This window comes from Wenyingzhuangia gilva (assembly GCF_030519655.1).
GTDB classification, from domain to species: domain Bacteria; phylum Bacteroidota; class Bacteroidia; order Flavobacteriales; family Flavobacteriaceae; genus Wenyingzhuangia; species Wenyingzhuangia gilva.
The window spans coordinates 57,863-74,366 of the sequence record NZ_JAUMIT010000008.1; the positions used below are offsets into that span (position 1 = coordinate 57,863).

General features: G+C 32.7%; 16 protein-coding genes. 13 read left to right on the top strand and 3 right to left on the bottom strand.

Annotation, left to right across the window (positions count from 1 at the left end):
- Positions 1-47 precede the first annotated feature (47 nt).
- The 8 genes from QVZ41_RS13405 (at position 48) to rsmI (ending at position 7,672) form a co-directional block, all read left to right on the top strand.
- A complete protein-coding gene (locus QVZ41_RS13405; RefSeq protein ID WP_302885144.1) occupies positions 48-905 on the top strand; it encodes a YicC/YloC family endoribonuclease in 858 nt (285 codons plus the stop codon).
- A 1-nt stretch (position 906) separates the two neighbouring features.
- A complete protein-coding gene (gmk, locus tag QVZ41_RS13410; protein ID WP_302885145.1) occupies positions 907-1,482 on the top strand; it encodes a guanylate kinase in 576 nt (191 codons plus the stop codon).
- 4 nt (positions 1,483-1,486) lie between these two features.
- Positions 1,487-2,251: a DUF3050 domain-containing protein gene (locus tag QVZ41_RS13415; RefSeq protein WP_302885146.1), complete on the top strand. Its 765-nt coding sequence runs from the start codon at positions 1,487-1,489 to the stop codon at positions 2,249-2,251.
- Position 2,252: 1 nt separating this feature from the next.
- Positions 2,253-2,831 (top strand): nicotinate (nicotinamide) nucleotide adenylyltransferase, encoded by a 579-nt coding sequence (gene nadD / locus QVZ41_RS13420; protein ID WP_302885147.1) that lies wholly within the window; start codon positions 2,253-2,255, stop codon positions 2,829-2,831.
- 67 nt (positions 2,832-2,898) lie between these two features.
- Positions 2,899-3,936 carry a M23 family metallopeptidase gene (locus QVZ41_RS13425; protein WP_302885148.1) on the top strand — a complete coding sequence of 346 codons (1,038 nt, stop codon included), beginning with the start codon at positions 2,899-2,901 and terminating at the stop codon, positions 3,934-3,936.
- Between the two features lie 2 nt (positions 3,937-3,938).
- Complete coding sequence (locus tag QVZ41_RS13430) at positions 3,939-5,432, top strand: GH3 auxin-responsive promoter family protein (RefSeq protein ID WP_302885149.1); 1,494 nt, start codon at positions 3,939-3,941, stop codon at positions 5,430-5,432.
- Positions 5,433-5,455: 23 nt separating this feature from the next.
- Entirely contained in the window at positions 5,456-6,958 is a 1,503-nt protein-coding gene (locus QVZ41_RS13435) for a M43 family zinc metalloprotease (RefSeq protein ID WP_302885150.1), read from the top strand.
- Between the two features lie 45 nt (positions 6,959-7,003).
- Positions 7,004-7,672 carry a 16S rRNA (cytidine(1402)-2'-O)-methyltransferase gene (gene rsmI, locus QVZ41_RS13440; protein WP_302885151.1) on the top strand — a complete coding sequence of 223 codons (669 nt, stop codon included), beginning with the start codon at positions 7,004-7,006 and terminating at the stop codon, positions 7,670-7,672.
- Between the two features lie 3 nt (positions 7,673-7,675).
- On the opposite strand, the gene QVZ41_RS13445 is transcribed toward rsmI, so the two are convergent.
- The gene (locus tag QVZ41_RS13445) at positions 7,676-8,494 is read right to left on the bottom strand and encodes a hypothetical protein (RefSeq protein ID WP_302885152.1); all 819 of its coding nucleotides are present in this window, start codon (positions 8,492-8,494) and stop codon (positions 7,676-7,678) included.
- A 292-nt stretch (positions 8,495-8,786) separates the two neighbouring features.
- Between QVZ41_RS13445 and leuC the strand changes: the two genes are divergently transcribed.
- The 5 genes from leuC to leuB all read left to right on the top strand — a co-directional run bounded on the left by leuC (position 8,787) and on the right by leuB (position 14,347).
- Entirely contained in the window at positions 8,787-10,199 is a 1,413-nt protein-coding gene (leuC, locus tag QVZ41_RS13450) for a 3-isopropylmalate dehydratase large subunit (protein ID WP_302885153.1), read from the top strand.
- Between the two features lie 13 nt (positions 10,200-10,212).
- On the top strand, positions 10,213-10,812 hold the full coding sequence (gene leuD, locus QVZ41_RS13455; RefSeq protein ID WP_302885154.1) for a 3-isopropylmalate dehydratase small subunit: 600 nt from the start codon (positions 10,213-10,215) through the stop codon (positions 10,810-10,812).
- Positions 10,813-10,950: 138 nt separating this feature from the next.
- The gene (locus QVZ41_RS13460; protein ID WP_302885155.1) at positions 10,951-11,529 is read left to right on the top strand and encodes a hypothetical protein; all 579 of its coding nucleotides are present in this window, start codon (positions 10,951-10,953) and stop codon (positions 11,527-11,529) included.
- A 136-nt stretch (positions 11,530-11,665) separates the two neighbouring features.
- A complete protein-coding gene (locus tag QVZ41_RS13465; RefSeq protein WP_302885156.1) occupies positions 11,666-13,183 on the top strand; it encodes an alpha-isopropylmalate synthase regulatory domain-containing protein in 1,518 nt (505 codons plus the stop codon).
- A 108-nt stretch (positions 13,184-13,291) separates the two neighbouring features.
- A complete protein-coding gene (gene leuB, locus QVZ41_RS13470) occupies positions 13,292-14,347 on the top strand; it encodes a 3-isopropylmalate dehydrogenase (RefSeq protein WP_302885157.1) in 1,056 nt (351 codons plus the stop codon).
- A 72-nt stretch (positions 14,348-14,419) separates the two neighbouring features.
- On the opposite strand, the gene QVZ41_RS13475 is transcribed toward leuB, so the two are convergent.
- On the bottom strand, positions 14,420-15,514 hold the full coding sequence (locus QVZ41_RS13475) for a hypothetical protein (protein WP_302885158.1): 1,095 nt from the start codon (positions 15,512-15,514) through the stop codon (positions 14,420-14,422).
- 27 nt (positions 15,515-15,541) lie between these two features.
- The gene (locus tag QVZ41_RS13480) at positions 15,542-16,480 is read right to left on the bottom strand and encodes an endonuclease/exonuclease/phosphatase family protein (protein ID WP_302885159.1); all 939 of its coding nucleotides are present in this window, start codon (positions 16,478-16,480) and stop codon (positions 15,542-15,544) included.
- Positions 16,481-16,504 lie beyond the last annotated feature (24 nt).

Below are 16,504 nucleotides of genomic sequence, written 5' to 3' on the forward strand. Positions count from 1 at the left end.
CTATCCCATGTAAAATCCGTATTTTTACAGCCAAATTTTTTGGATACATGATACAGTCAATGACAGGATATGGGAAAGCAATTGTACAATTGCCTACCAAAAAGGTTACTATAGAAATAAAATCTTTAAACAGTAAGTTGTTAGATTTAAACGTTCGTATACCTCAATACTATAAAGAAAAAGAAATTGATGTTCGTAAAACCATTGCCAATACAGTGGTTAGGGGTAAAGTTGATTTTTCCATTTATGTAGAAATGACTGCCGAGGTTTCTCAAACCAAAGTAAATGTAAATGTAGTGGCTGATTATATGAATCAGTTAAAACAAATTGCTACAGGTACTGATGTTGAATTGTTAGATATGGCGATGAGATTGCCAGATACTTTAAAAACTGAAAGAGAAGAATTAGATCCTGCTGAATGGGCTTTGATTGAAAAAGGAATAGATGAAGCCATTGCTGCTTTGGTACAATTCCGTAAAGACGAAGCAGAATCTTTAGAAGTAGATTTTAGAGAGCGCATTCAAAATATTCAAGATTTATCTAAAGAAGTAGATCAACACGATGAGGATAGAATGGTAGCAGTAAAAGAAAAATTACGCAAAGCCATTGATGATTTAGAAGTAAAAGTTGATGAAAATAGATTTGAACAAGAGTTGATTTATTATCTAGAAAAATTAGACATCAACGAAGAAAAAGTTCGTTTAGCAAATCACTTAGAATATTTCTTAAAAGAATTAAATAATGAAATTTCTGATGGTAAAAAATTAGGATTTATTGTTCAAGAAATAGGAAGAGAAATCAATACTACAGGATCAAAATCTAATTATGCTCCAATGCAACAAGTAGTGGTGCAAATGAAAAATGAATTAGAAAAAATTAAAGAACAAATATTAAACGTTTTGTAACATGGCTTCAGGAAAATTAATTGTGTTTTCTGCACCATCAGGTTCTGGAAAAACCACCATTGTACGTCATTTATTATCAGAAACAGACTTGCCTTTAGACTTTTCTATTTCGGCAGCTTCTCGTGAACCAAGAGTTGGAGAAATAAACGGAAAAGATTATTATTTTTTATCTGCCGAAGCGTTTAAAAAGAAAGTGGATGAAGAGGCGTTTTTGGAGTGGGAAGAAGTTTATAAAGATAATTTTTATGGTACTTTAAAATCTGAAATCACTCGTATTTGGGCAGAAGGAAAACACGTAATTTTTGACATTGATGTGGTTGGAGGATTAAATATTAAAAAACAATTTCCAGAAGAAACTTTGGCCATTTTTGTACAACCACCTTCTATTGAAGAAATGGAACGAAGATTGAGAGGTAGAGCAACAGAAACAGAAGAAAAAATTAAAATGCGTGTGGCCAAAGCAGAACAAGAAATGGATTTTGCTAAAAAGTTTGATACCGTTTTAATTAATAATGATTTATCAGTAGCAAAAGAAGATGCTTATCAAATGGTGTCATCATTTATAAATAAGAAATAGAAAGATGAAGATTGAAGATGTACAAGAAAGAATACATTCGGCTATCAATAAGCTGAATTCTCATGAATTATACAAAGATTTAAATAGCATTCAAGACATCAAACAATTTATGGAAAGCCATGTGTTTGCTGTGTGGGATTTTATGTCTTTGTTAAAAAACTTACAAATACAATTAACCTGTGTTTCTAAAGTTTGGATTCCTGTTGAAAACCCCGTAACAGCTAGATTTATCAATGAAATTGTACATGGTGAAGAAACAGATATAAATGAGTTGGGTGTGCCTATGAGTCATTTTGAAATGTACCTAGAGGCTATGAAAGAAGTGGGAGCAAGTACGGCTAGAATTGAATTGTTTATCAACTTAATTAAACAAGGAGTTCCTGTTTTAGACGCTTTAAAAGAAGTTGAGGTTTCTGAAGCCGTTTATGATTTTGTATCTTATACTTTTGAAATTATCGACAGAGGAAATGTACACGAAATTGCTGCTGCATTTACCTTTGGTAGAGAAGATGTAATTCCTGAAATGTTTTTAGAAATTGTAAAAGAGACAAAAAAACAAAATCAAGATAAAGCCTATACTAAATTGTTGTATTATTTAGAAAGACATATAGAGTTAGATGGCGATGAACACGGTCCTTTATCATTAAGAATGATAGAAGAATTATGTGGAACTGATGAACAAAAATGGCAAGAAGTATTAACAGTTTCTGAACAAGCGATTGAAAAAAGAATAGGGCTTTGGTCTGGAATTCAATTAGAATTGGTGTAGCATGAAAGTAGGTTTGTATTTTGGAACTTTTAATCCAGTACATGTGGGGCATGTTATTTTAGCCAACCATATGTTGCATTATACAGACATGGATGAGGTTTGGATGGTGGTTACGCCTCACAATCCTCACAAGAAAAAAAGTACGCTTTTAGAAAATCATCATCGATTAGAAATGGTGTACAAAGCCACAGAAAATTACGATCACATTCACCCAAGTGATATTGAATTCAAGTTAAAACAACCCAATTATACGGTTGATACTTTGGTGCATATATCAGAAAAATTTCCAACGCATGAATTTGCCATTATTATGGGAGAGGATAATTTAAAATCTTTTCATAAGTGGAAAAATTATGAAGTCATTCTAGAAGATTACGAAGTGTTTGTGTATCCTAGAATTACCAAAAAAAAGCAAGAAAATAATTTAGAAAATCATCCAAAAATACATTTTGTAGAAGCTCCTATTGTAGAAATTTCTTCTACATTTATAAGAGATGCTATCAAAAATAAAAAAAGTGTTCAGCATTTGTTAACACCAAAGGTTTGGGAGTATATAGATTTAATGAATTTTTATAAATAGAAAGTAAACAATACATTTGTTAGTTGTGGTTTGGTTTTTGACAAATCATATAGCATCAAAAAAATAAATGGCAGAAAAAAGTAGACGTATTAAAAAGAAGTGGGTTAAAAAATACCGTTTGGTAGTTTTAACTGAAGAATCTTTTGAAGAAAAGTTCTCTTTTAAATTAACACGTTTGAATGTTTTTGTCTTTGGTGGATTGTTTAGTGTATTTTTAATAACATTTACGGCAGGATTAATTATTTACACTCCTTTAAAAGAATACATCCCTGGATTTGAATCTCCTGATTTAAAAAAGAATGCCATCAATTTAAACTTTCATTTAGATTCTTTAGAACAGCAGATGCATGCTTTAGAATTGTATACGGAATCTATAAAACCTGCTTTGTTGGGAGATAAGGCTATTGAAATGGACGTATTGCCATTTGTAACCAAAGAAGGAGAGTCTGTTTACCAATCTGGAATCATGAACAATGATTCCATTCATCATAAGTTAGAAAAGTTATATGGACTGTTACAAGAAAAAAACAGCACCATTGAAGCACTTAGGGCAAAATATAAAGGAGTTAATTTCTCGGAAGATTCTCTTAATAATAATGATGTAGCGCTCCAAGAAGATGATTTAACGGAAGAGGAATTAGAATCTTTAGAATCCTCTGTTTTAGATTCTGTATTTAGAGAAAAGGTAGAAAGAGAAGAGCGTTTTAGTATTTTTGGTTACGAGTATAACAAAGCAGATCAGGTTTTTGTAACGCCTATACAAGGAAATATTACAGAATCATATGATGCGGTAGAGCATCATTTTGCTATAGATATTGCCGCTACAAAAGAAGCTCCTGTAAAATCAATTGCTGATGGAACGGTGGTTTTTGCAGAATGGTCTATAGAAACAGGTTTTGTAGTGATTATAGTTCATCAAGATAATTATGTATCGGTGTACAAGCACAATAGTAGAATAAATGTATCACAAGGTTCGCTAGTTAAAGCGGGGCAAGTAATTGCAAATGTAGGTTCCACGGGAGAATTTAGTACAGGACCACATCTTCATTTTGAAATGTGGAAAGATGGATATCCAGTAGATCCAACTAATTTTATGAAATTTTAAGAATGAGTATCAAATCAACATTAGCGTTGCCTTTTGCTAAGGCTATTCGAAAGCAAGTATATAAATGGGCAAACAATCCTATAGAAACACAAGAAAAAGTGTTTCAATATTTGATTAAAAATGCCAAAGACACAGCTTTTGGAAAAGATCATAATTTTGAGACTATTAAAAACTATGAAGATTTTAAGAATCAAGTTCCTGTAAATGATTATGAAGGAATAAGGGCATATGTAGATAGAATTGTTGAAGGAGAATCTGATGTTTTATGGAAAGGTCGTCCTTTGTATTATGCAAAAACATCAGGAACTACTTCTGGAGCAAAATACATTCCTATAACCAAAGAATCTATGCCTACACATGTAAAGGCAGCCCGTAATGCTTTGTTGTTTTATATTACAGAAACAGGCGATGCTTCTTTTGTGGATGGTAAAATGATGTTTTTACAAGGAAGTCCCGTTTTAAAAGATTTAAAAGGAGTAAAACTGGGTAGATTAAGTGGTATAGCAGCGCATTATGTACCAGGATATTTACAAAAAAATAGGTTACCAAGTTGGAAAACCAATTGTATTGAAGATTGGGAAACTAAAGTGGATGCTGTGGTTGAAGAAACCGTAAATGAAGACATGTCTGTCATTAGCGGAATTCCATCTTGGGTGCAAATGTATTTTGAAAAATTACAAGAAAAAACAGGTAAAACGGTTTCAGAATTATTCCCAAAGTTTAATTTCTTTGTTTATGGAGGTGTAAATTTTGAGCCTTATAAACATAAGTTTGAAAGTTTAATAGGTAAAAAAATTGATTATGTAGAATTGTATCCTGCCTCCGAAGGTTTTATTGCTTATCAAGATTCTCAAACGGAAAAGGGAATGTTGTTGCAGTTAAACAGTGGTATTTTTTATGAGTTTATTCCAGCGGATAAATTTTATGAAGAAAATCCACCACGTTTGTCTATTGGTCAGGTTGAATTAGGAGTAAATTATGTCATCATATTAAATACGACTGCTGGTCTTTGGGGATATAATATTGGAGATACCGTTGAGTTTACTACGTTGGCTCCCTATAGAATAAAAGTTACGGGAAGAATCAAACATTTTATTTCCGCTTTTGGAGAACATGTTATAGGAAAAGAAGTAGAAAAAGCTTTGAATGATGCTATGGTAGGAACGGATGTAACGGTGAGTGAGTTTACCGTAGCTCCGCAAGTAACACCAGAAAGTGGATTGCCATATCATGAGTGGTTTATAGAATTTGTAGAAGAGCCAGAAGATTTAGAAGTTTTTGCTGCTAAGATTGATAAATCTATGCAAGAACAAAATATTTATTATTTAGATTTAATTACAGGTAGCGTGTTAAGACCTTTGGTGATTACAAAAGTTAAAAAAGGTGGTTTTCACGAATACATGAAGTCTATTGGTAAATTTGGAGGACAAAATAAAATTCCTCAATTGTCTGACAATCGTAAAATAGCAGACGTATTACAAAATTTTAAAGCATAAATTAAATCAATCAAACTGTTCTTGTGAAGCTATCAAAAATTAGAAAAGATAAAAATACTACTAGTGTTCAAAAGGTAGCTTATAATGTAAGCTTGTTACTTGCTTTTTTTTGTGGAACAATTGGTTTTGCTCAAAATCAATCTAAAGGATTTAAACTTACAGACGCAAATGTAAGAGCCATGCATACCACTGGTTTTGTGAGATGTGCAACAGTAGAGTATGAACAAAAACTATCAAAGGAAAATCCTAATAAGGTTTCAGAAGAAGTTTTTGAATCTTGGATGTCTACTAAAGTAGCACAACTTAAAAAGAGCAGAACGAATGGAAGATTAGCAGCTCAGATTTATACCATTCCTGTGGTGATTCACATTGTTCATAATGGTGATGAAATAAATACTCCAGGAAATGTAACGGGAGAAAATATATCGGATGCGCAGGCAAGATCTCAAATTGAGATTTTGAATCAGGATTACAGAAGAATGGTAGGGACTCCTGGGGGCAATAACTCTACAGGAAAGGCCGTAGATGTTGAAATTAATTTTGTGTTAGCAAAACAAGATCCAGATGGCTTAGAAACTACGGGAATAATTAGACATGAAATTACGCCTTATACCGATGATATAGCCAATAAATTTGAAGGTGGTTTAAATGATGGAGGTGCTGATTGGGAAAACTATGCAGATGTACAAAAAATGAAAAGAGAAACGCAATGGGATCCTACAAAGTACTTAAATATTTGGACCATTAGAATGGGGGGAGAAAAAGTAGAAGATGATGGTTTGTCAGACTTGTTAGGTTTTGCACAGTTCCCTAGTAACTCAGGATTACAAGGTATAGATGTGATTGGAGGAAGTGCTGCTACCGATGGTGTTGTGATTTCCTTTCATGCTTTTGGAGCTTGGTCTAAAAATGATCGTTCTTTTTTAATGAATAATCAGTACAGCGAAGGAAGAACAACCACACATGAGGTTGGACATTGGTTAGGGCTAAGACATATTTGGGGAGATACGGATACTTGTGAAAATGGTGATTATTGTTTGGATACTCCAGATGCAACAGAAGAACATTACGATTGTAGTCAAGCGTATGATACTTGTTTAAATGATGGTTTAGGAAACGATATGGTAGAAAATTACATGGATTATACTACCGATGGTTGCATGGATACTTTTACCCAAAATCAAAAAGATAGAATGATAGCTGTGTTGAATAACTCTCCCAGAAGAGTAGATTTATTAAATTCACCAGCTTTAGAGAGCCCTTTGTATTCTAAAGATGATTTAGAGGGTTTTGTTACAGATCCAAACCCTTTTACAGATATAGTGAAAATTGTTGGAATGGCAGATGGCTTGGTAAAGGTTTCTGTATATAATACTTCTGGTAAAGTGGTGTATTCTGAAAATTTTTATGATATAAAGACTGTGTTCTCAAAAGAATTAAATTTTAATCAACTAGCTCCTGGAATTTATATTTTATTGATTCAGAATAAAGAGAAAAGAATTGTAAAAAGAATCATAAAGCGATAAATACTTGCTTTAAGAAGTTGATAAAGTTATATAATACCAAAACAAATGAAATTATATTTAGTTCCTACACCTATTGGAAATTTAGAAGATATGACTTTTAGAGCCATAAAAGTTTTAAAAGAAGTAGATTTGGTATTGGCAGAAGACACACGCACAAGCGGAAAGTTGATGAAGCATTATGATATTACCACTCATATGCAAAGTCATCATATGCATAATGAGCATAAAACAGTAGAACAAATCATTCAAAAAATAAAAGGAGGAACTACAGTTGCATTAATTTCTGATGCAGGAACTCCAGCCATTTCAGATCCAGGTTTCTTGTTAACAAGAGCTTGTATTCAAAATGGTATTGAGGTAGATTGTTTGCCAGGAGCAACGGCTTTTGTACCTGCTTTGGTCAATTCAGGTTTGCCTAATGAAAAATTTGTATTCGAAGGTTTTTTGCCTGTTAAAAAAGGACGTCAAACACGTTTACAGATTTTAGCAGAAGAAGTAAGAACCATTATTTTATATGAATCTCCTCATAAATTGGTAAAAACATTAACTCATTTATCTGAATATTTAGGGGCAGACAGACAGGCTTCAGTATCTAGAGAGTTGACTAAAATGTTTGAAGAAACCCAAAGAGGAACTTTAATCGAATTGGTAGCACATTATACTAACAAACCTCCTAAAGGAGAAATTGTTTTGGTGGTAGCAGGAAAAGGATAAAAATTATCTTACATCAAAAGAATTAAAAAGCCTTTCGGTAATTAATTCATAATCTTCGTTTTTTCCTATCCATAAGGCAATTAAGTGAATTGCTTGTTTGTTGTTTCTAGAACAAGTAATGCTTTTAAAATAAATTTCGTTGCCATCACTCTTAAAATTCCCTTTTTTAACAAGAGCCGGGTATTGGTTGATAAAAGTATCAGAATCTGAATAATATAAATCTGTTCCATTTGTTCTGTTTAGAACTTCAGTAATAGAGCCATCAGAACCAGCCTTTAAACTCATGTTTTCTATTGCTTGGTTATATTCAATAACAGTAAGTGCTATACTATAATTAGGGTTTTCTGTGTAAGTATAGTTACTCATTTTAAGTACCAGTTGCTTTACTTCATCGGGTAACGCTAATTCAGCGGTTTCCTTTGTCAAAAGATATGGAGATTCTAGGGAGGCTTTTTTGTTTGCAAAATATTGTCTTTTCCAATCTTGTTTCAATAATTCAGAAGTTGGATATGCTAATTCATGAAAAAATGAATACAATTTAGAACTTTGTTGTTTCCCAAAATATGCACCTATTGAAGAACAAATGACAATAAATGTAATTTGTAATATCTTTTTTAAGCTTATCTTTTTAGGCTTAGGTTTAGTCGCTTGTTTGTCAACACCTACAGCAATTTTATAATCTTCCAGATTTTTATTAGGATATTTTTGTTGCCAAGCTTTAAAATTGTTTGAAATTTTTTTTCCACAAGCATCACAAAATATCTGATATTCAGATTTTATGGGATTATAATGATGGCAACTTTCACACTTAATAAATTTCATGAGTTTGGTTTGGGTATGATAAAGATAAGCATTGCAGTTTTATGTTGTAAAAGAATTTTAAAGTTCAGGAAAAATTAATCTACAGACCTTGTAAAATATATGTTTCTTGTAATTTGATTAAAAATTGTTGCTTTTATTATTGGTTGTTTAAACTTTTGGTTTGCTTATTTTGGGTATCGTAATAATTTAGAGGGAGTCTAATTGGTTATCCTTGCTTTTTTTGTAAATTTGCCGACCTGTAATTCATTGAATTGCAACCATAATAGAAAACAATAAATAAGTCGAAATCAATATGGCAACAACATTATTTGACAAAGTTTGGGATTCACATGTCGTACGTCACGTACAAGACGGACCGGATGTGTTCTTTATAGACCGTCATTTTATCCATGAAGTTACAAGTCCAGTAGCATTTTTAGGATTAGAAAGTAGAGGAAACAGTGTATTGTACCCTGAGCGTACTTTTGCTACTGCGGATCACAACACACCAACCATTAACCAACATTTACCTGTTGAGGATGCATTGTCTGCAAACCAGTTAGATGCTTTAGAAAGAAATGCAAAAAAGCATGGAATTTCTCACTGGGGATTAGGAGATGTTAACAATGGAATTGTACACGTAGTAGGTCCTGAAAATGGAATTACTTTGCCAGGTGCAACAATTGTTTGTGGAGATTCACATACATCAACTCACGGAGCTTTTGGTGCCATTGCTTTTGGTATTGGTACTTCTGAGGTAGAAATGGTATTATCTACTCAGTGTATCATGCAATCTAAGCCTAAGAAAATGCGTATCAACGTAAATGGTAAACTAGGATTAGGAGTAACTCCTAAAGATGTTGCTTTGTATATTATTTCTAAACAAACTACTTCTGGAGCTACAGGTTACTTTGTAGAGTATGCAGGAGATGTTTTTGAAGATATGACGATGGAAGGTCGTATGACTGTTTGTAACTTATCTATTGAGATGGGTGCTCGTGGTGGTATGATTGCTCCAGATGAAAAAACTTTTGAGTATATCAAAGGTCGTTCTCAAACTCCAAAAGGAGCTGATTGGGATAAGGCAATGGAATACTGGAAAACATTAAAAACTGATGAAGGAGCAACTTTTGATGCAGAATTTAACTACGATGCAGCAGATATTGAACCAATGATTACTTACGGAACAAACCCAGGAATGGGAATGGGCGTAACAAAAGATATTCCTACTGCAGAATCTTTAAAAGGAGGGGTAGAGACTTATAGAAAATCTTTAGGTTATATGAATTTCCACGAAGGAGATACTATGATTGGTAAAAAGATTGATTTTGTATTCTTAGGATCTTGTACTAACGGACGTATAGAAGACTTTAGAGCTTTCTGTTCAGTTGTAAAAGGACGTAAAAAAGCAGATCACGTAACTGCTTGGTTGGTACCAGGATCTCACAAAGTAGTAGATCAAATTAAAGAAGAAGGATTAGATAAAATTATTACAGAAGCAGGTTTTGTATTAAGAGAGCCAGGATGTTCTGCATGTTTAGCGATGAACGATGATAAAATTCCAGCAGGAAAATTATCTGTTTCTACTTCTAACCGTAACTTCGAAGGACGTCAAGGACCAGGATCTAGAACTTTATTAGCTTCTCCATTAGTGGCTGCGGCTTCTGCTGTTGAAGGTGTGGTAACTGACCCAAGAACAATCTTAACTGCTAACGCTAACGCTTAAAAAATAGAATACAATGGCTTACGATAAATTTGAAGTATTAACAAGTACAGCTTACCCACTACCAATTGAAAACGTGGATACAGATCAAATCATTCCTGCTCGTTTCTTAAAAGCAACTGAGCGTGTAGATTTTGATATTAACTTTTTCCGTGACTGGAGATTTAATGCAGATGGAACACCTAAAGCAGATTTTCCATTAAATCAAGAAAAATATGCTGGATCTAAAATTTTAGTAGGAGGACGTAACTTTGGTTCAGGTTCTTCTAGAGAGCATGCAGCTTGGTCTGTATATGATTTTGGATTACGTTGCGTAATTTCGTCTGAATTTGCAGATATCTTTAAAAACAACTGTTTAAATGTAGGGGTTTTACCTGTACAAGTATCAGCTGAATTTGCTGATAAATTATTTGCAGCAATTGAAGCAGATCCTAAAACAGAAATTAAAGTTGATTTACCTAATCAAACTGTTACTTTGTTAGCAACTGGAGAGTCTGAATCTTTTGATATCAATCTTTACAAAAAAGATAACATGTTAAACGGTTTTGATGATATCGATTACCTAAAAAACATTGAAGGAGAAATTACTGAATTTGCAAGTAAAAGACCTTTCTAGATAGATGTTTCTTTAAAAAGAGAACATTCTTTATAATTTTAAAAGCGTTTCACTTAATTGTGAAACGCTTTTTTTGTTTGAATTAAATTGTTTTGATAGCTGTTCTATATAAAAGTTTACATTTGTTTGAAAAAGAAAATGAAAAGAATAGTAATTGTGTTGCTCATGTTCATAAAGTATGGATATGCACAAGAAGTAAACTCATTGTATTTATCGAGTGCCTTAGAGCTTGGGAACTATATAGGAATGGATGGAAATATAACATTCATTAGTAAAAATAAATTATCTGTTTCTGTAGGTGCTGGATGGATGCTTCACGAAGCTGAAAATTATCCTGATGATATAGATGATTCTGACGATATAGGTTTTAGTGGTATTGATGGATCAGCATACACATATCTAACTGCTGGTAAAATTGTGCAATTTAAAAAATCTAACAGGATTAGGTTAAACTTGTCTGGAGGTTTAGTCATGATGTGGAGTGATATTGAGGAAAATTATGTTAGAGGCCAACAAACAGATCATGGTTATTATTATGACTATGATAGAAATAGCTATCAAACAATTGGTTTAATTTTAAATCCAAGGTTGGAGATAAGTGTTTTTTCTATGGTGGGGTTACATATTTCACCAAAAGTTATATTAAATCAGAAAAAGAGCTTTTATGGAATTGGTTTTGGGTTTATGTTAGGGAAATTGAGAAAGAGACTTTATTAGATATTTTAAAAGTGTTTTACTTAATTGTGAAACGCTTTTTTTATCTTTGCCTTCCGTGTTTTTTTAGGAGCTTTTTAAATAAACTGATTGTAAATCAGACTTTAAAAAGAAATGCCTTAAAAATTAGCTTTATATCATGAGCAGAAAGAAAATAGAAATAATGGATACTACACTTCGTGATGGTGAACAAACCTCAGGAGTGTCTTTTGCAGCAAACGAAAAATTAACAATTGCTCAGTTATTATTAGAGGAATTAAAGGTAGATCGTATTGAAATTGCCTCGGCACGTGTGTCTCAAGGGGAATTTAATGCTGTTAAAAATATTACTGATTGGGCACGTGAAAATGGTCACATCAATAAAATTGAAGTGTTAACTTTTGTTGATAAAGGAACCTCTATTCAATGGATGATTGAAGCTGGTGCTAAAGTGCAAAATTTGTTGACTAAAGGTTCTATGAATCATTTAGAACATCAGTTAAGAAAAACACCTGAACAACATTTTTCTGAAATTGCTGACGCTGTAAAACAAGCCCACGAAAACGGAATTGAAACCAATGTATATTTGGAAGATTGGTCTAATGGAATGCGTAATTCTAGAGAATACGTGTATCAATATTTAGATTTTATAGTTACGCAACCTGTAAAAAGAGTGATGTTGCCAGACACTTTGGGGATTTTAACACCTCAAGAATCTTTTGATTATATCAAAGAAATTAAAGATAAATACCCAACATTACATGTAGATTTTCACTGTCATAACGATTATGATTTAAGTGTTGCCAATGCGATGGAAGCCATTAAAGGAGGTACTGACGGTTTGCATTTAACCTTAAACGGAATGGGAGAGCGTGCAGGAAATGCTCCTTTGGCAAGTGTAGTGGCAGTGGTAAATGATTTTATGCCAGATTACTTAGTTGATGTAAATGAGAAAGCTTTGTACAAAGTAAGTAAAATGGTTGAGGCTTTTTCAGGATTTAAAATTCCAGAAAGTAAACCTATTGTGGGGGAAAATGTATTTACTCAAACAGCAGGAATCCATGCGGATGGAGATAATAAAAAGAATTTATATTACAATGATTTGTTGCCAAAACGTTTTGGACGCAAGCGTAAATATGCCCTAGGAAAAACATCAGGGAAAGCCAATATTCAAAAAAACTTACAAGATTTAGGGTTGAGTCTGAATGATGAGGAATTAAAATTGGTAACACAAAGAGTTATTGAATTAGGAGATAAAAAAGAATTGGTAACTCAAAACGATTTGCCATATATTATTTCTGATGTGTTAAATTCAAATACCATAGCAGAAAAAGTAAAGGTAGAATCTTATGTGTTAACGCATGCAAAAGGATTAAAACCTTCAACAACTGTATCAGTTTCTTTTGAAGGAGAAGTTGTTGAGGAGAGTGCTAGTGGAGACGGTCAATATGATGCATTTATCAAAGCATTACGCAAAATTTATGATAAAAAAGGATTAGTTTTGCCAATGCTAACGGATTATGCCGTTCGTATACCCCCTGGTTCTAATTCAGATGCATTGTGTGAAACAGTCATTACTTGGAACTTAAACGGAAAAGAATATAAAACCCGTGGTTTAGATTCAGATCAAACAGTATCTGCAATCATGGCAACCGAAAAAATGTTGAATATTATATAAGTTCATAAAGGTTAGAAAGTGGTAAAGTAAAAGGGAACATCATTGTTTTTTTAGGCTTTATAAACTTTATAAAATTTATAAACTTGCAAACTTTAATAAATAAATAAAATGAAATTAAACATTGCATTATTAGCTGGTGACGGAATTGGACCAGAAGTAATTGATCAGGCAGTAAAAGTTTCTGATGCAGTTGCGGCAAAATTTGGACATGAAATAACTTGGAAACCAGCCTTAACAGGAGCTGCTGCTATTGATGCAGTTGGAGAACCTTATCCAGATGAAACTCACGAAATTTGTGCAGCTTCTGATGCTGTTTTATTTGGAGCTATTGGTCACCCAAAATATGATAATGATCCTTCTGCACCAGTTCGTCCTGAGCAAGGATTATTAAAAATGAGAAAAAAATTAGGATTGTTTGCGAACGTACGTCCAACTTTTACTTTCCCATCTTTATTAGATAAATCTCCTTTAAAAAGAGAGCGTATTGAAGGAACTGATTTGGTTTTCTTACGTGAATTAACTGGAGGAATTTACTTTGGTGAAAAAGGAAGAAGAGATGGTGGAGATACTGCTTATGATAACTGTGTATACACAAGAGAAGAAGTACAACGTTTGGCTAAAAAAGGTTTCGAATTGGCAATGACTCGTTCTAAAAAATTATGTTGTGTAGATAAAGCCAACGTATTAGAAACGTCTCGTTTGTGGAGAGAAACTGTACAAGCAATGGAAAAAGATTATCCAGAAGTAACTGTTACATACGAATTTGTTGATGCAGTAGCTATGCGTTTGGTACAATGGCCTAACTCTTATGATGTCTTAATTACTGAAAACTTATTTGGAGATATTTTAACTGATGAGGCTTCTGTAATTTCAGGATCTATGGGATTAATGCCATCTGCTTCTATGGGAGCTGATATCGCTTTATTTGAGCCTATTCACGGTTCTTATCCACAAGCTACAGGATTAAATATTGCAAATCCAATGGCAACTATTTTATCTGCTGCGATGATGTTTGAAAACTTTGGATTACAAGAAGAAGGTGCTGCTATTAGAGCTGCAGTTAACAAAGCTTTAGAAGAAGGTTATGTTACTGAGGATTTAGCTAATGGAGGTAAATCTTACGGAACTAAAGAAGTTGGAGATTGGTTAGCTGCTCAAATCTAATCACATTTTCCATATAAATATTTAAAAAGGCTGTCTTGTAAAAGATGGCCTTTTTTTATGGACTTATTTGTCTTAATCTATGGAGGTTTGAATCATGTTTTTATAAAGCAATTCATATTCCAATAAAAGTGCGGTTGTATATCCATCGCATTTTGTTCGGAGTCCTAAAAATTGAGAAATTTTATATTTCTGAATTTTTCTTGCCCATAATTTTGGGATCATCAATGGAATGGAAGTATAAAAATAATTGGTGTTTTTAAGAACATCATTTAATTGATATCGAAGTTTTCTTGTGGGGTTTACGCCTAGGTTTAACAAGGCAATATGATAAAATACTTGATCAATAAAAGATTGAGGTTTTTTAAGAATGGTTTTGATGTCGTCAATTAAAATAATTCTTAAAATAGATAACAAATGATGTTTGTCTGTCGTTTTTATCAATCTACTATAGTGGTAACAAATTTGAGCTGTTGTTGGATAACAAGGTGAGATTAAATAAGGGTAATTTACATAATCTTTTGAGGTGACCGTTTTAAGTAAATAACTAATAGAATCTTTGTCTTGTTTGCAAACTTTAAGTTTGTTTTTAGAAGACCATAAAAGAATATTTGTCAATACACAAGCATCTATTTCAATGGGCATTTTTTTACCAAAGTAGACAGCGTAAGTTCTTAAATTCTTGTATTGAGTTCTTTTGTGGAAATTCCATTGCAAAGTTCCATTGGCATGTTTAATTAATTTTTCTTTTAACCATTCATGTTTTTTTTTCTTAGGATCTGTTAGGTAAATATATACGGTGTCATCAGCATCATCGGCAAGTTTAAAAAACTTAAAGTATTGCATAATTTTTCCGTTTGGAAAAAAATCCATCGGATTGGTTTTAAAAAAATTATAGGTTTTTCCTCCTTTAAAATTTTTAAAATTAGGATAGCAATGAATTACTTGTTTGGTAATATCATCAACAATAGGTTTTAAGTTGTTTGGAATTGAAGAATAGTGTTCATTTAAAATAAAAACAATCGCGCTAGAGAAAAAGATATTTTCATCTTCTCTAGAATAAGGAACAAAAGAATGAAATCTTTGAGAAGTAAAAATCCCTTTAAGATAACCTTTGGTTAGACCTTCTTTTTGTTGTTGTGCTAAGTTTTTTAAAAGTTCACTAATCAAACTAAGTTCGTTTGTCTTAAAAGTACGCTATTTTTTAAAAATAGCATAGACTGGAAAATGATCGCTAAAACCTCCTCTGTAAAATTTACCGATATAGGTTCTTAAGGGTTCTCCTTTGTTTCTACCTGTCCAATCTGTTAAAAAGTCTTCGTTATAAATAGCGGCTTTTTTAAATTGATTTCCTTGTTCTTTATCAAAAGTACTGCTGTACAAAATTTGGTCGAACAAGTGCCAAACACCATTGTGAATTAAGGTTCCTTGTTTAGGGGTTAAGAGTTTTTCCATCGGGTTTTTAATGCGATCTGAAACCAAATGATTTGCAATACTTTCAGAGCTTGGATCGTCATTAAAATCTCCCATAATTATAATTTTGGCTTCTGGATCTTCTGCTAAAATTTGATCAATTCGATATTTTAAAATATTGGCTAATGCAATTCTTTTTAAATGAGTTTTATCCACTCCTTTTCTTCTAGAAGGCCAGTGATTTACAAAAACATGAGTCAGCTCTCCATATAAATTTCCTTGTACATAAAGAATATCCCTGGTGTCATCTTTTATTCCGTTGGTTTCAAAAACTTGCACAGGAATGGCTTCTGATGAAATCAACTCAAAAAAATCTTTGTGATATAAAAGTGCTACATCAATTCCTCTTTCATCAGGAGAGTCGTAGTGAACGCAATCGTAATTTAAATATCTTAAAACTTCGGAGTGAATAATATCAAGAGCAACTTGTTTGGTTTCTACTTCGGCCAAACCTACCAAAACAGGAGGGAACATGCAATCTGTAGTTCCTATTTTAGAAATGACTTTTGCAATTTTGTTTACCTTATGTTGGTATCTGTAATGTCCCCATTTTTTACGACCGCTAGGGGTGTAATCAGTGTCTAGTGTGTGGGCATCATCCTTATAATCAAACAGGTTTTCGGTATTGTAAAAAGCAATTGAAAATAAATTTTCTTTGGTCACTTGGAGTATTTTTTAGAGTGGTAA

Coding starts and splice junctions, on each gene's coding strand:
- QVZ41_RS13405 (WP_302885144.1), top strand. CDS start 48: ATGATACAGTCAATGACAGGATATGGGAAAGCAATTGTACAATTGCCT.
- gmk (WP_302885145.1), top strand. CDS start 907: ATGGCTTCAGGAAAATTAATTGTGTTTTCTGCACCATCAGGTTCTGGA.
- QVZ41_RS13415 (WP_302885146.1), top strand. CDS start 1,487: ATGAAGATTGAAGATGTACAAGAAAGAATACATTCGGCTATCAATAAG.
- nadD (WP_302885147.1), top strand. CDS start 2,253: ATGAAAGTAGGTTTGTATTTTGGAACTTTTAATCCAGTACATGTGGGG.
- QVZ41_RS13425 (WP_302885148.1), top strand. CDS start 2,899: ATGGCAGAAAAAAGTAGACGTATTAAAAAGAAGTGGGTTAAAAAATAC.
- QVZ41_RS13430 (WP_302885149.1), top strand. CDS start 3,939: ATGAGTATCAAATCAACATTAGCGTTGCCTTTTGCTAAGGCTATTCGA.
- rsmI (WP_302885151.1), top strand. CDS start 7,004: ATGAAATTATATTTAGTTCCTACACCTATTGGAAATTTAGAAGATATG.
- QVZ41_RS13445 (WP_302885152.1), bottom strand. CDS start 8,494: ATGAAATTTATTAAGTGTGAAAGTTGCCATCATTATAATCCCATAAAA.
- leuC (WP_302885153.1), top strand. CDS start 8,787: ATGGCAACAACATTATTTGACAAAGTTTGGGATTCACATGTCGTACGT.
- leuD (WP_302885154.1), top strand. CDS start 10,213: ATGGCTTACGATAAATTTGAAGTATTAACAAGTACAGCTTACCCACTA.
- QVZ41_RS13460 (WP_302885155.1), top strand. CDS start 10,951: ATGAAAAGAATAGTAATTGTGTTGCTCATGTTCATAAAGTATGGATAT.
- QVZ41_RS13465 (WP_302885156.1), top strand. CDS start 11,666: ATGAGCAGAAAGAAAATAGAAATAATGGATACTACACTTCGTGATGGT.
- leuB (WP_302885157.1), top strand. CDS start 13,292: ATGAAATTAAACATTGCATTATTAGCTGGTGACGGAATTGGACCAGAA.